Annotated in this window: 11 protein-coding genes and 2 tRNA genes; 6 read left to right on the forward strand and 7 right to left on the reverse strand. The window is 34.2% G+C overall.

Annotated features, from left to right (window positions below; genetic code table 11):
- Window positions 1-11 precede the first annotated feature (11 nt).
- On the reverse strand, window positions 12-1151 hold the full coding sequence (locus tag ACZ098_RS04300) for an acyl-CoA dehydrogenase family protein (RefSeq protein ID WP_487310495.1): 1140 nt from the start codon (window positions 1149-1151) through the stop codon (window positions 12-14).
- Between the two features lie 94 nt (window positions 1152-1245).
- On the opposite strand from ACZ098_RS04300, the gene ACZ098_RS04305 reads away from it, so the two are divergent.
- The 3 genes from ACZ098_RS04305 to ACZ098_RS04315 all read left to right on the forward strand — a co-directional run bounded on the left by ACZ098_RS04305 (window position 1246) and on the right by ACZ098_RS04315 (window position 4676).
- Window positions 1246-2307, forward strand: a complete 1062-nt coding sequence (locus ACZ098_RS04305) for an anhydro-N-acetylmuramic acid kinase (protein WP_487310496.1) — start codon at window positions 1246-1248, stop codon at window positions 2305-2307.
- Between the two features lie 166 nt (window positions 2308-2473).
- Entirely contained in the window at window positions 2474-3700 is a 1227-nt protein-coding gene (locus ACZ098_RS04310; protein ID WP_487310497.1) for a Glu/Leu/Phe/Val dehydrogenase dimerization domain-containing protein, read from the forward strand.
- 58 nt (window positions 3701-3758) lie between these two features.
- Complete coding sequence (locus ACZ098_RS04315) at window positions 3759-4676, forward strand: energy transducer TonB (protein WP_487310498.1); 918 nt, start codon at window positions 3759-3761, stop codon at window positions 4674-4676.
- A 212-nt stretch (window positions 4677-4888) separates the two neighbouring features.
- On the opposite strand, the gene ACZ098_RS04320 is transcribed toward ACZ098_RS04315, so the two are convergent.
- A complete protein-coding gene (locus ACZ098_RS04320) occupies window positions 4889-5284 on the reverse strand; it encodes an ExbD/TolR family protein (protein ID WP_487310499.1) in 396 nt (131 codons plus the stop codon).
- On the reverse strand, window positions 5265-5984 hold the full coding sequence (locus ACZ098_RS04325) for a MotA/TolQ/ExbB proton channel family protein (RefSeq protein WP_487310500.1): 720 nt from the start codon (window positions 5982-5984) through the stop codon (window positions 5265-5267). Before ACZ098_RS04325 ends, ACZ098_RS04320 begins: the two co-directional genes overlap by 20 nt.
- Window positions 5985-6107: 123 nt before the next feature.
- On the opposite strand from ACZ098_RS04325, the gene ACZ098_RS04330 reads away from it, so the two are divergent.
- The 3 genes from ACZ098_RS04330 to ACZ098_RS04340 all read left to right on the forward strand — a co-directional run bounded on the left by ACZ098_RS04330 (window position 6108) and on the right by ACZ098_RS04340 (window position 7556).
- A complete protein-coding gene (locus ACZ098_RS04330) occupies window positions 6108-7322 on the forward strand; it encodes a bifunctional folylpolyglutamate synthase/dihydrofolate synthase (protein ID WP_487310501.1) in 1215 nt (404 codons plus the stop codon).
- Window positions 7323-7389: 67 nt separating this feature from the next.
- Window positions 7390-7464: transfer RNA gene (locus ACZ098_RS04335), tRNA-Val, on the forward strand.
- Between the two features lie 17 nt (window positions 7465-7481).
- Window positions 7482-7556: transfer RNA gene (locus ACZ098_RS04340), tRNA-Val, on the forward strand.
- Between the two features lie 58 nt (window positions 7557-7614).
- Here the strand turns inward: ACZ098_RS04340 and ACZ098_RS04345 are convergent.
- From ACZ098_RS04345 to galA, 4 genes are all read right to left on the reverse strand, one after another.
- Window positions 7615-9285 (reverse strand): sodium/sugar symporter, encoded by a 1671-nt coding sequence (locus ACZ098_RS04345; protein ID WP_487310502.1) that lies wholly within the window; start codon window positions 9283-9285, stop codon window positions 7615-7617.
- Between the two features lie 122 nt (window positions 9286-9407).
- A complete protein-coding gene (locus ACZ098_RS04350; RefSeq protein WP_487310503.1) occupies window positions 9408-10454 on the reverse strand; it encodes a UDP-glucose--hexose-1-phosphate uridylyltransferase in 1047 nt (348 codons plus the stop codon).
- Window positions 10455-10551: 97 nt separating this feature from the next.
- Window positions 10552-11721: a galactokinase gene (gene galK / locus ACZ098_RS04355; RefSeq protein ID WP_487310504.1), complete on the reverse strand. Its 1170-nt coding sequence runs from the start codon at window positions 11719-11721 to the stop codon at window positions 10552-10554.
- A 202-nt stretch (window positions 11722-11923) separates the two neighbouring features.
- A complete protein-coding gene (gene galA / locus ACZ098_RS04360) occupies window positions 11924-14329 on the reverse strand; it encodes a beta-galactosidase GalA (RefSeq protein WP_487310505.1) in 2406 nt (801 codons plus the stop codon).
- Window positions 14330-14331 lie beyond the last annotated feature (2 nt).

The following is a 14331-nucleotide window of genomic DNA, read 5'->3' on the forward strand; positions in this document are numbered from 1 at the left end:
AAATAACTTTTTTAAGAAACCAATCCTCTAGAAATCACTATTCGTTGAATTTCAGAAGTTCCTTCATAAATTTGAGTAATTTTTGAATCACGCATCATTCGTTCTACATGGTATTCGGCAACGTAACCGTTTCCACCATGAATTTGAACTGCTTCGTTGGCAACTTCAAGTGCAATTTCTGAAGCATATAATTTTGCCATCGCTCCAGAATGCGCGATGTCTTTACCTTCGTCTTTTTCGCAAGCTGCTTTCATTACTAATAATTTAGCAGCAGTAACTTTAACGTACATATCGGCCAATTTAAAAGCAATAGCTTGATGATTGAAAATTTCTTTTCCAAAGGCTTTTCTTTCGTGAGAATATTTCAGTGCAATTTCATAAGCTCCAGTTGCAATTCCTAATGCTTGCGACGCGATTCCAATTCTTCCACCGTTTAAAACGTTCATTGCAAATGCAAAACCGAAACCGTCGGCACCAATTCTATTTTCTTTTGGAACTTTCACATCAGTAAACATTAACGAATGTGTATCGCTTCCGCGGATTCCCATTTTCTTTTCTTTCGGACCAATATCAAATCCTGCCCATCCTTTTTCTACTATAAAAGCATTAATTCCTTTATGACCTTTTTCAATATCTGTTTGTGCAATAACTAAATAAGTTGACGCAGTTGAACCATTGGTAATCCAGTTTTTTGTTCCGTTTAACAAATAATAATCACCTTTGTCAATTGCGGTAGTTTTTTGTGAAGTTGCATCACTACCCGCTTCTGGTTCAGACAAACAAAAAGCTCCAATAACTTCGCCTTTAGCAAGAGGAACTAAATATTTCATTTTCTGTTCTTCATTACAATATTTTTCCATTCCGGCGCAAACTAGCGAGTTGTTTACCGACATGATTACGGCAGCCGAAGCATCAACTTTTGCAATTTCTGTCATTGCCAAAACATAGGAAATGCTATCCAACCCTGAACCACCATATTTTGGATCAACCATCATACCCATAAACCCTAAATCACCCATCATTTTGACTTGCTCAGTTGGAAATTTAGAATGTTCATCACGTTCAATAACACCAGGAAGTAATTCTGCAATTGCAAAATCTCTAGCGGCTTGTTGAATCATTAAATGCTCTTCGGTTAAGTTAAAATCCATAATGTGTAGTAAAAGTAGTTTTGATTTTCTTTAAATTTGATGCAAAAATAACGCATTTAAATTAAAATTTCAAACGTTTTCGTAAATTTAGCCAATGTTTAAAGAAACCTACAATATAATTGGTGTAATGTCTGGAACTTCATTGGATGGAATCGACTTGGCACACATACAATTTACAATTAAAAACAATAAATGGGAATATGAAATTAATGCTGCAGAAACAATTTCATACGATGCAGCTTGGTTAAACAATTTGCGAAAAGCAGTCGATTTTTCCATGTCGGAATTGGAATTTTTAAATCAAAATTACACTCGTTTACTTGGTAAAATTATTTCAGAATTTATACACAATCATAAAATTGAAAATATTGATGCCATTTGTTCTCACGGGCATACCATATTACACCAACCCAAAAAAGGAATAACCTTGCAAATTGGTAATCTGCCCGAAATTGCTACTTATACTAATCAAAAAGTTGTTTGTGATTTTAGAGTTCAAGATGTTCAACTTGGTGGTCAAGGCGCACCTTTAGTTCCTATTGGCGATGGAATTTTATTTTCTGAATACGACTATTGTTTGAATCTTGGCGGATTTTCTAATGTATCTTTTGAAGAAAACGGAAAAAGAATTGCCTTTGATATTGCTCCAGTAAACACAGTCTTGAATTTTTATGCTAATAAATTGGGATTGGATTATGACGATAAAGGAAAAATCTCCCGTTCAGGTTCTTTAATTGCAAAGCTTTTCGACGAATTAAATGCTTTAGAATATTACAAAAAATCGTTTCCAAAATCGCTTGGATTTGAATTTGTGAAAGAAATTGTCTTGCCTTTAATCGAAAAGTATTCCGTTTCAACAGAAGACAAAATGCATACTTTTTCAGAACATATTGCGTATCAAACTTTAAAAGCATTACCTAAAAAAAGTGGAAAGATCTTAATAACTGGCGGCGGCGCATACAATGATTATTTAATTGAACGCATGCAATTTCACTTACCCGAACTAGATATTATCATTCCAGATAACAAAACATTAGAATTTAAAGAAGCCTTAATCTTTGGACTGTTAGGCGTATTAAAACTTCGTGACGAAATTAATGTTTTGAGCAGTGTTACTGGCGCTGAAATGGATCATTCGTCTGGGAAGATTTATTAGTTCACTCGTAAGTATATTATAAAATCAATTCGTAAAAATGCATTAATCACATTTATTAATATGAAAAGTGATAAGTTCTATATCTTTTCATAACAAATAAGTGTAAACGATATCAATTCTAAATCTTATTAAAAGTTTATATTTGCACCACAAACTAAATTACACAATGAAAGATTTACTTAAAAAATTTGAGAATAAAGAACCAGAAATAGTTTTTAACTGGAAAGATAGCGAAACCGAAGCCGAAGGTTGGACAGTAATTAACTCACTTCGTGGAGGCGCAGCTGGTGGTGGAACTCGTATGAGGAAAGGACTGGACATGAATGAGGTTTTGTCTTTGGCAAAAACTATGGAAGTAAAATTTTCTGTTTCTGGACCAGCAATTGGTGGTGCCAAATCGGGAATAAATTTTGATCCAAACGACCCAAGAAAAAAAGGTGTTTTACAACGTTGGTACAAAGCTGTTTCTCCGTTACTGAAAAGTTATTACGGAACTGGAGGCGATTTAAATGTCGATGAAATTCACGAGGTTATTCCTTTTACAGAAGAATGTGGAGTTTGGCATCCGCAAGAAGGCGTTTTTAATGGACATTTCAAACCAACAGAAGCTGATAAAATTAACCGCATTGGGCAATTGCGTCAAGGTGTTGTAAAAGTTATTGAAAACACAAAATTCTCTCCAGATGTATTAAGAAAATACACCGTTGCCGATATGATTACTGGTTATGGAGTTGCCGAAGCGGTGCGTCATTATTATGATATTTATGGTGGCGATTTTCACGGAAAGAAAGCCATTGTTCAAGGATTTGGAAATGTAGGTTCAGCCGCAGCTTTTTACCTTGCAGAAATGGGTGTGAAAGTTATCGGAATTATTGATCGCGATGGCGGAGTAATTAATGAAGGTGGATTTTCTTTCGAAGAAATCAGAAGATTGTTCTTAAATAAAGACGGTAACAAATTGGTTGCCGAAAATATGATTCCGTTTGAAGAAATCAACTCAAAAATTTGGACTATTGGTGCTGAAATTTTTGCTCCTTGTGCAGCTTCAAGATTAGTTACTAAAGATCAAATTGATAATTTAATTGCTTCTGGATTAGAGGTAATTTCATGTGGCGCGAATGTTCCGTTTGCTGATAAAGAAATTTTCTTCGGTTCGATAATGGAAGAAACAGATAGCAAAGTGAGCTTGATACCAGATTTTATTTCTAATTGTGGAATGGCACGCGTTTTTGCTTATTTCATGGAGAAAAAAGTTCAAATGACTGATGAAGCTATATTTTATGATACTTCAGAAACAATTAAAAAAGCAATTGATAAAGCACATTCATTAAATTCTGATAAGAAAAACATTAGTGCCACAGCATTTGAAATTGCGCTGAAACAATTGGTATAACTATTGCTTTTACAATTTTTAGTATATTTAGACGTTAAAATATAAAATCAATAAGATAATGAATAGAGATGCTACATCAGAAGACAAAAGAAAATCGTTTTTAATAGCGATAGTTTTGTATGCTTTATTGTTATTGATTTTATTTTTTATACGTTTTTGGCCACCTTCCAATCTTGAGGAACTTGTTGGTGGCGGTGGCGGTGGTGGCGTTACTGTAAATTTTGGCGATACCGAATTTGGTAAAGGTGCTGAATTTACTAGTCGAGAATTGGATGTAAAACAACACACTAAACAAGCGCCAGTCGCAGCAAGTCAAGACGAAAACATTATTTCTCAGGAAAATACCGATGATGATGTGGTTGCAGTACCTAAAAGCGAACCTAAGAAAAAAACTCCGGTTGTAATTAACAAAGAAATTACAAAACCAGCCGTTACCCAACCAAAACCTGTTGTTAGAAAAACAGATGACGCTTTGGCAAATATCCTAAAAGGAAATAAAAAAGGCGGCGATGGAAACAGCAGTACTTCTGGAAATCAAGGACGAGCCAATGGCGATATAAATTCTAGCGGCTATTCTGGAACTGGTGGTTCTGGTGGTGGAACCGGTGGCGGAAATGGAAATGGAAATGGCACAGGAACTGGACCAGGTTCAGGTTCAGGAAGTGGTGGAGGAAGCGGAAGTGGGAATGGAAAAGGTGTCGGATCTGGATATTCATTAACTGGTAGAAAAGCGTTGTCTATTCCTAAACCAGCTTACAATTGCGATGAAGAAGGAACTGTTGTGGTACAAATCACAGTGGATAAGAACGGAAGAACTATTGATGCAAAACCTGGTTACAGAGGAACTACTAACACAGCTGCATGCCTTGCTAGCCAAGCGAAAAGCGCTGCTTTAAATTCTAAATGGGATGCGCGAAGCAATGGTGAGGAAAACCAAGTTGGAACAATTACTTATAACTTTTCTATTAGAAATTAAATAAAAGAACAATACAAAAAATGATCTAGCCCTGATTACTTCACTAAAGAGTTTATTATAATCGGTGTTCAGTAAACTTCGTTTGAAGTAGAAATAAAAAAACCTTTCTGGTGTTCAGAAAGGTTTTTTATTGGAACGAAAAGCAGGAACCTACCTTTCGGTAGGCAGGAATGGTTGATAAATAAATCCCGAACCATTTGTTCCTAAAAAAATTATTTTGGACTCGTTGCGATTACAAATTTCATGTTGTTCTTGACTCCGATTTGTAAAACATCAACTAAATCTTGAACTTGCAAATTGAACGGAATTCTAACCACAACGGTTTGATCTTTAGATTTATCAATCTTAGAAAGCAATGTTGTTTCTAACGCTTCGAAGGAAACTTCTTCTTTATCAAGGAAAAACTTCTTGTCTTCAGTTACCGATAAACTGATGAGTTGCTTGTTGGTTTTTTCGTTTGTTTTAGACTTTGGCAACGTCATTTTGATCACGTTTGGATTTGCCAATGTTGATATAATCAAGAAAAACAACAGCAAAAAGAACATGATGTCACTGAGCGATGATGTAGCTACCTCAGCGTGAAATCGTTTATTTCGTTTTATTGGCATTTGGTCTTTGAATTATGTTAACAAAATCTAGAATTTGTTTTTGGATTGCTAACGAGAAATTATCAATTTTTCCGTTGAACAAGTGATAGGCAGAATACGCAATGATTCCAACAATCAAACCAGCTCCAGAACTGATCATTTTTTCGTACAAACCGCCAGAAATATTTCCGATACTGATGTCTTCTGTTTGTGAAATACTATAGAAAATTTTGATTACTCCACCAATTGTTCCAATAAACCCAAGTGTTGGTGCGATACCAGCTATAAGTCCGAGTTGTCCCATTTTTTTCTCCATTTGTCCAATTTCGATATTCGTGGCACGCTCCATATTGGATTCAATTTCGGAAATTGGTCGTCCTATGGTAAGAATTCCTTCTTTTAAAATTACTCCAGAAGCTGTTCCGTTTCTTTCCGCCAATGAAACCGCCATATCTAGATTTCCTGAATTTAGATTGTCTTTTACATCACGTATTAAATTTGGATCAATTTTGGCAGCTTTGTGAATAAATAAAAAGCGTTCTACAATTAAATAAAAGGTATAAAAAAGTAATAAAGCAATTGGTATTAAGAAAAAACCACCTTTGAAGATGAATTCTAAAACAGAAATTTCAGCATTAGCTGTACCAACATTCTCAATAACAGCGCCTGTTGCAGCTTGTGACAGTGTGTCGGCTTGTAATCCAATAAATAAATTAATCATATAATTCTATTTTTTGTTTTAATTTTAAAAATAAGTTGAAATTTGCACTAAAGATAAATTCGTTTACTTTATTAAACTATAAAAATCGTAAAATATTTTACCTTTCCCACATTTTATATACAAATGAACTACGAAGAAACTACAAATTGGCTTTTTAATCAGCTTCCCATGTATCAATTGCAAGGTGCATCGGCCTATAAAAAAGATTTAACCAACACGCTACTATTAGCCGAACATATAAATCATCCAGAAAAAAAATTAAAGTGCATACATGTTGCAGGCACTAACGGAAAAGGCTCAACTTCTCACCTATTAGCTTCTGTATATCAAGAAGCTGGATATAAAGTGGGATTATACACCTCGCCACACTTGAACGATTTTAGAGAACGAATAAAAATAAATGGTCAAGATATTTCAGAGGAATTTGTTATTGATTTTGTAAAGAAAAACAAAAGTTTTTTTGAAGAAAATGACATGAGTTTTTTTGAAATGAGCGTCGGTTTAGCGTTTGAATATTTCGTAAAAGAAAAAACAGACCTTAACATAATAGAAGTAGGAATGGGCGGACGATTGGATTCTACCAATATCATTACGCCGCTTATTTCGGTTATAACAAATATTGGATTAGATCACACACAATTTTTAGGAACAACGTTAGAAGCCATTGCATTTGAAAAAGCTGGGATTATAAAACCAGAAATTCCTATAGTCGTTGGTGAATATACGAAAGAAACCAAACCTGTTTTTGAAAGAAAAGCACTAGAAACTAATTCCGAAATTTATTTTGCATCCGATTTAATAAATGAAACGTATCCATCTGCTCTTTTAGGCGATTATCAAATAGCAAACAAAAAAACAGTAGTACAAACTTGTACTGTCTTGCAAAATATTTATCCGATACTTGAAAACGACATAAAAAACGGATTTTTAAATGTTGTTACAAATACTGGATTACAAGGAAGATGGCAGCAATTGAATGAAAATCCAAAAGTGATTTGTGATACTGCACATAACGAACACGGATTAAAAGTTGTGTTAAATCAAATTCAAAAAGAGCATTTCAATCAACTTCATATCGTTTTAGGTGTCGTTAACGATAAAAATCTTGATGACATTTTACCTTTATTTCCAAAAAATGCACAATATTATTTTTGTAAACCGAATATTCCTCGCGGTTTAGATGCAACTATTTTAAAAGAAAAAGCACAAGAATTTCAAATCTTCGGAAATTCATATAATTCTGTTTCAGACGCTTATGCAAATGCTATGGAAATAGCAGACGAAAAAGATTTTATTTACATTGGAGGAAGCACATTTGTAGTTGCAGAAGTTTTGTAATTTTCTTGAATTTTATTTGCTAATACAAAAAAGAAGCCTATATTTGCACTCGCATTTACAGCTAATCGGGCGATTAGCTCAGTTGGTTCAGAGCATCTGGTTTACACCCAGAGGGTCAGGGGTTCGAATCCCTTATCGCCCACAGATTACAATACATTCGGGCAATTAGCTCAGTTGGTTCAGAGCATCTGGTTTACACCCAGAGGGTCAGGGGTTCGAATCCCTTATTGCCCACAAAAAACTCCTTAAGAAATTAAGGAGTTTTTTTTTATTTTTATTCTAGAACTACTTCTTACCAAAAAACAGTATACAAAGCTGCTGTAACCGCAACAATCACAAGCATTCCTACAGTAAAACTTGGTGACATTTTGAACATCGTTTTATCAACTTCTAAACCATTGGTTGGCACTCCTTTTTTAGTTTCATACATACTAATAAAGTACATTCCGATAACGCAAATTAAGAATACAAATCCCATTCTATCAATAAACGGAATTTCATAGACACCTTTAGCATTTGGCACCGCAAAACCCATCGGATTTAAGAACGATAAATCAACGAAAGCTGGCATGAATTTGAAAATTATAGAAAGAATAAAACCTCCAATTGTTGCAAATAAAGCCGCATTTGAAGTAGTTTTTTTCCAAAAGAAACCCAAAATAAACATCGCAAAAACACCAGGACTCACAAATCCTGTATATTCTTGAATGTATTGAAAACCTCCTTTTTTATCTATTCCTAAAAGTGGCGCTACGACAACGGCAATAATCATTGCTGTGATTATCGTTAGTTTTCCGATGCTTACTAATTTTTTCTCGCTTGCGTCAACATTAATTTTTTCTTTATAAACGTCCAATGTGAAAATTGTTGCTATACTATTGGCTTTTCCTGCCAATGACGCTACAATCGCCGCTGTCAAAGCTGCAAACGAAAGTCCTTTTAATCCTACAGGTAATAAATTCAATAAAATAGGATAAGCTCGGTCTGGATTTACACTTCCATCTTGTAACATTTCGGTTTGAAAATGTCCGTTTTGATATAAAACATACGCTGCAATTCCGGGTAAAACGACTATAATTGGCATTAATAATTTTAAGAAAGCCGCAAATAAAATTCCGCCACGAGCAGTTTTCAAATCGGCACCTAAAGCTCTTTGGGTAATGTATTGGTTGCAACCCCAATAATTCAGATTGATAATTAACATTCCACCAATTAGTACGGAAAGTCCTGGCAAATCCATATAATTCGGATTCGATTTATCAAAAATCATATGAAAATGGTCATCTGCCTTGTCTCGCATAATATTGAATCCGCTAATTACTCCATCAGAACCAAATTCGGTTGCAACCAAATTTAATGCTAAATACGTTGTAATCAATCCGCCTAAAATCAAGAAAAAAACCTGAATAACATCGGTATAACCAATAACTTTCATTCCGCCAAGCGTAATCATAACGGCAAAAACCGCCAAAAAAATCATACACAAAGTAATATTCAACCCTGAAATACTACTAATCGCTAAAGCGCCCAAATATAAAATGGAAGTCAGATTTACCAACACATATAATAACAACCAAAAAACGGCCATAATCATTGCTACATTACCATTATACCGCTGTTTTAAATATTGCGGCATGGTGAATATTTTGTTTTTCAAATAAACAGGCATAAAAAAAATGGCCACGATTACCAAAGTAATTGCTGCCATCCATTCGTATGTCGCAATAGCCAATCCCATTTTGAAACCACTTCCGCTCATTCCAATAAACTGCTCAGCACTGATGTTACTTGCAATTAAAGACGCTCCAATTGCCCACCATGTAAGAGAACCTTCGGCAAGGAAATAATCGTTACTACTGGTTTGTGCTTTCTTTTTTCGGTTGTAAATCCAAAATCCGTAACCAACAATTATGATAAAATAGAGGAAGAAAACAATATAGTCTTTGGTTGCTAAGGTTTGCATTGGTTTAGTTTAATGGTTAGTTTTCAATTATTTAACTATCAATGAATTAAGGATGTGTCAAATCTTAATGAATCTTAATTTTTTAATGGTTAAAGTTTATTCTTTAAATTACTTTTCTTTAATTATCTCTTATTAAAATGAATATCTGATAACTCTCTTAAAATTTTAGCACTTTGTTCAGGTGAAATATCGCGTTGTGCTTCAGCTAGCATTTCGTATCCGACCATAAATTTTTTTACAGTCGCGCTTCGCAATAATGGTGGATAAAAATGCATGTGAAAATGCCATTCTGGATGCGAAACCCTATCCGTTGGTGCTTGATGGATTCCTGCTGAATAAGGAAAAGACGTTTCAAATAAGTTATCGTATTTGACGGTAATTCCTTTTAGAATTTCTGAAAAAGCTTTCGTTTCATAATTAGTCATCGCAATAATATTTCCAAAATGTCTTTTGCTGACAATCATGGTTTCATAAGGCCAAGTTGCCCAAAAAGGAACCAAAACCACAAAATGATCATTCTCAATAACGATACGTTCTTGCATCTTTAATTCTTGCTCAACATAATCTTTCAACAAACTAGATTGGTTTTTATCGTAGTAAGAACGTAGGTTTTTTTGTGTTTTTTCTATTTGAGTTGGCAATGACGATTGCGCCCAAATTTGACCATGCGGATGCGGATTGCTGCAACCCATTACGCTTCCTTTATTTTCAAAAATCTGAACGTAATTGATGAAATCTTGACTTCCCAATTCTATGTATTGCTCTTTCCAAACTTTTACCACTTTTTCAATATCTGAAACTTCCATTTCAGGTAATGTGAGATTGTGTTTAGGTGAAAAGCAAATGACTTTATTAATTCCTCGTTCAGGTTTTAACTGAAATAAATTGTTGGAATTATTTTCAAAATCAACCTCATCTCGCAATAAAGCAGAAAAATCATTTTCAAATACATAACAATCGGTATAATTGTCATTTTTTACTCCGTTAGAACGAACATTTCCTGAGCACAAATAGCAATTTGCATCGTGTTCTGGACGATTATCTTCTACAATTTTCTCGTTTTGACCTTGCCATGGACGTTTGGCACGATGTGGCGAAACCAAAATCCATTCGTCTAGCAACGGATTGTATCTTCTATGTGGATGTTCGTTATGGTCGAATTGTTGCATGTTATCTAATTACTAAATAAAAGTTTTTATTATAAACCATTAAGGTATTAAGTTTCATTAAGCTTAATTGCCTTAACTTTCTTAATGGTTTAATTTCTTAATTTTTATACTCTGATGTCCCTTTGGATATTTTGACTTTATATGATTTTAATTCTATTCCAAATTTGGAACGATATTGTGCTGAAATTTTATCGATTAGTTCTTTTTCTGAACCTTTTTCTACTAAATTTATCGAACAACCACCAAAACCACCACCCATCATTCTTGCTCCTAAAACCGAGGTTTCATTGGCTACAGCATCAACTAAAAAATCTAATTCATCACAACTCACTTCATATTCTTTAGACAAACCGTGATGTGTTTCAGTCATTAAATTTCCTAACTTATTAAAATCTGAATTTTCTAAAGCCTCAACTGCATCTTGAACACGTTGAATTTCTTTCACTACAAAATGACATCTTTTATAAACGATTTCTCCAAGTTCCTTTTTAAGAACATTTACCATTTCTTCAGTACAATTTCTAAAAGTTTTTACTTCAGGAAAATGACTTTTTATGATAGCTAAACCTTGTTCTACCTCGTTTCTTCTATCGTTGTAACCTGATGTTAAATGCGTATGTTTTACATTGCTATCCAATAAAAGTAGTGCATATTTTTTGAAGTCTGCTTTGTGATATTCGTATGCAAACGTGTTGCAATCCAATTTAATTACCTTATTTTTCTTGCCAAAAACTGAAGCAAATTGATCCATAATTCCACAATTTACTCCTACAAAAGTATGTTCTGATTTTTGTCCGATAAGTGCGATTTTTTCTTTGGTCAAACCTAAAGTAAACATTTTATCGAAGGCATACGCAAATCCGCATTCCACCGCAGCTGAAGAGGAAAGTCCCGAACCAATTGGAACAGAACTACTAAAAACAGCGTTAAATCCGCTATCGAATTGCTTTTGTTCTTTTAGTTGTTGCAAAACCCCAAGAATATAATTGATCCACATGGTTTGACTTGGAACTAAAGTATCCTTCAAATTAAATTCGAAAACCTCATTCAAATCTTTGGCTATGATTTTACAATCAGAATTTTTATTGGGTGAAATCGCAATACAAACGTATTTATTAATGGCTGCTGGCAAAACAAATCCATCATTGTAATCAATATGTTCACCGATAATATTGATTCTACCTGGTGAAAGGAAAATATGTTCCGGTTTATTTTGAAAGGTTTTTTCAAAATGCTCCGATGTATTTTGTATTAATTTTTTTTTCATTATTATGCTAGACTTGTTACAGTACCTGTTTTTAATTTCTTCAAATTACACTTTTTACCCTAAATTTAAACCACATAGAAGCATAGATTTCCAACTGATTAAAAGATTAAATTAGAAATTTAATTTTCCACATAGCTATGCATTTTATTTAAAGCAAAGCGCCTTTTTAAGTTTTTATTCCTATGTTTCTATGTGGTTACAATTATTTTTTCATAGTAATCATAATCGTTGACGAACTCAATCCATTAGATTTTACCTCTAATTTTAAATCTCCAACTGTTTTTCCCGCTTGAATAATCACTTGACATTTTCCGTTGAATGCACTTCTTTGCCAAGCACCATCAGCACATTTATCAGGTTCATGCGAACTTGGATCGCCATTACCAACACCAATAATTTTAGCATCACCTGTTAATTTGAAATAAACCATATTGTTAGCATTTGGAACTTCTCTACCTTTATCATCAACAATAGAAATATTTACAATTACTCCATCTTTAACATCCGCTAAAACCGAAGATTTATCGGCTTCAGCAACAACTTTTGTAGCGTGATTAGTAGTTTCAACTTTTGAAGTTAATTTCCTTCCGTTTTTATAAGCAACTGCTTCTAACGTTCCTGGTTCGTAATTAACTTCCCATTGCAAATGGCTGTTTCTTGGCATGACTTTTTTTCCTAAGCTCTTTCCGTTAAGGAATAATTCTACATCGTCAGCATTGGTATTTATCCAAACATCAATAGGTTTCCCAACTTTCTCAGGCCAATTCCAATGTGGTGAAATGTGCAAAATATCTTCATTCGTCCACCAACTTTTATAGTAGTAATAAATATTTTTCGGGAAACCACAAACATCTAATATTCCGAAATGCGAACTGATATTGGGCCATTTATAAGGTGTTGGTTCACCACGATAATCAAATCCTGTCCACACAAAACCACCAAGCCAATAGTCATTTTCTGCAGCCAATTTCCACCAAGTTTCAGCTTTACTTGCCCACCAAGGATGTGTAATGTCTTGGTCTGGAACATAGGCACGAATTTCATCTTTTTCATAAATTCCTCTCGTTGTTACAGTACTTCCCATTTCGGTTCCAAGCAACGGTTGATTGGGATGATCGCGATGATAATCGGCTACGGCATATTCACGATAATTAAATCCACGAATTGGAATTACTTCATTTACACCTTTAAAATCATTTGCCATATCGGCAGCATAAGTTGAAGTTCGAGTTGGATCTAATTCTTCTTGAATGGCTAAAAGTGATTTTGCAATTCGTTTTCCGTAGTCATTTCCTTGAATGTTTTGCTCTTCATTTCCAATGGACCATAAAAAAACAGAAGCGTGATTTCTATCGCGTTTAAGTATTCTTTTAAATTGGTCGATATATTCTGGACTACTGTTTAGCAAACGCTGTTCATCAAGAACTAACATTCCCAAACTATCACAAGCTTCTAAAAGTTCTGGAGTTGGTGCGTTATGACTAGCTCTGTAAGCATTGGAACCCATTTCTTTGAGTAATCTTATACGATAATATTGCATGAAATCAGGTAACGCACTTCCAATTCCGGCATGGTCTTGATGATTGTTTGTTCCTTGAATTTTGATTTTTTTACCGTTTAAGAAAAAGCCTTCTTTGGAATCGAATTTAACCGTTTTAATTCCGAAACGAGTTTTCGTTTGATGTACCATTTGGTTTCCTGATTTTACAACAGAAATTACCTTGTACAAATACGGATTTTCAATTGACCAAAATGTAACGTTGTTCAAGTATAGATTCTGCTTAATGGTAGTTTTTCCGTTAACCGAAAGTACTACTTTTTGTTCAGAAGTTTTACCGAGTTGCTTGCCATTTCTATCGGTAATTATGGAATAAACAACAGCATTTGAAGATTCTAGATTTTTATTTTCAACTTCAGTTTCAATCGTTACTGTTGCGTTTTTACCGTTTACTTTTGAATGTACAAAAACACCGTCATTTGGGATGAAAACTTTATCGGTAACATTCAACCATACGTGACGATAAATTCCGGCACCTTCATAAAACCAACCTTCATATTGTGTAGCATCTACTCGAATTACAATGACATTATCGCCTTCAAAATTTACATAATCTGAAACATCGTAAGAATTACCAACATAACCACTAAAATTAGTTCCTACATAAAATCCGTTGAACCAAATTTCGGCATTTCTGTAAATTCCGTCAAATTGAAGTTCGAATCGTTTTCCATCGTCTTTTTTGTCAACAGAAAAATGTTTGCGATACCAACCAATACTCGTTTCTGGATAAGCACCACCAACAGGCTTGTAACCGTGACTGTCCATTTCAACTTGCTCAGATTTTACAAAAGGAAGTTCGACAACCCAATCGTGTGGAACGTTGATTTTTTTCCAAGTGGTATCTACAAATTTTGGATTTACAATGGTAGTTGCATAGACATTTGACTTGTGAAGCAACGCTGTTTTTCCATAATCGAAATCTTTGGAAACATCGGCTGCATTTCCAAAATGAAATCTCCAATCTTCGTCTAAACTGATTTTTTTCTGAGCAAAAGTTGTACTTAAACTCATTAAAATTAGAGCAAAATAGTATATTTTTTTCATCATAA

Source organism: Flavobacterium sp. SP2, from assembly GCF_057626655.1.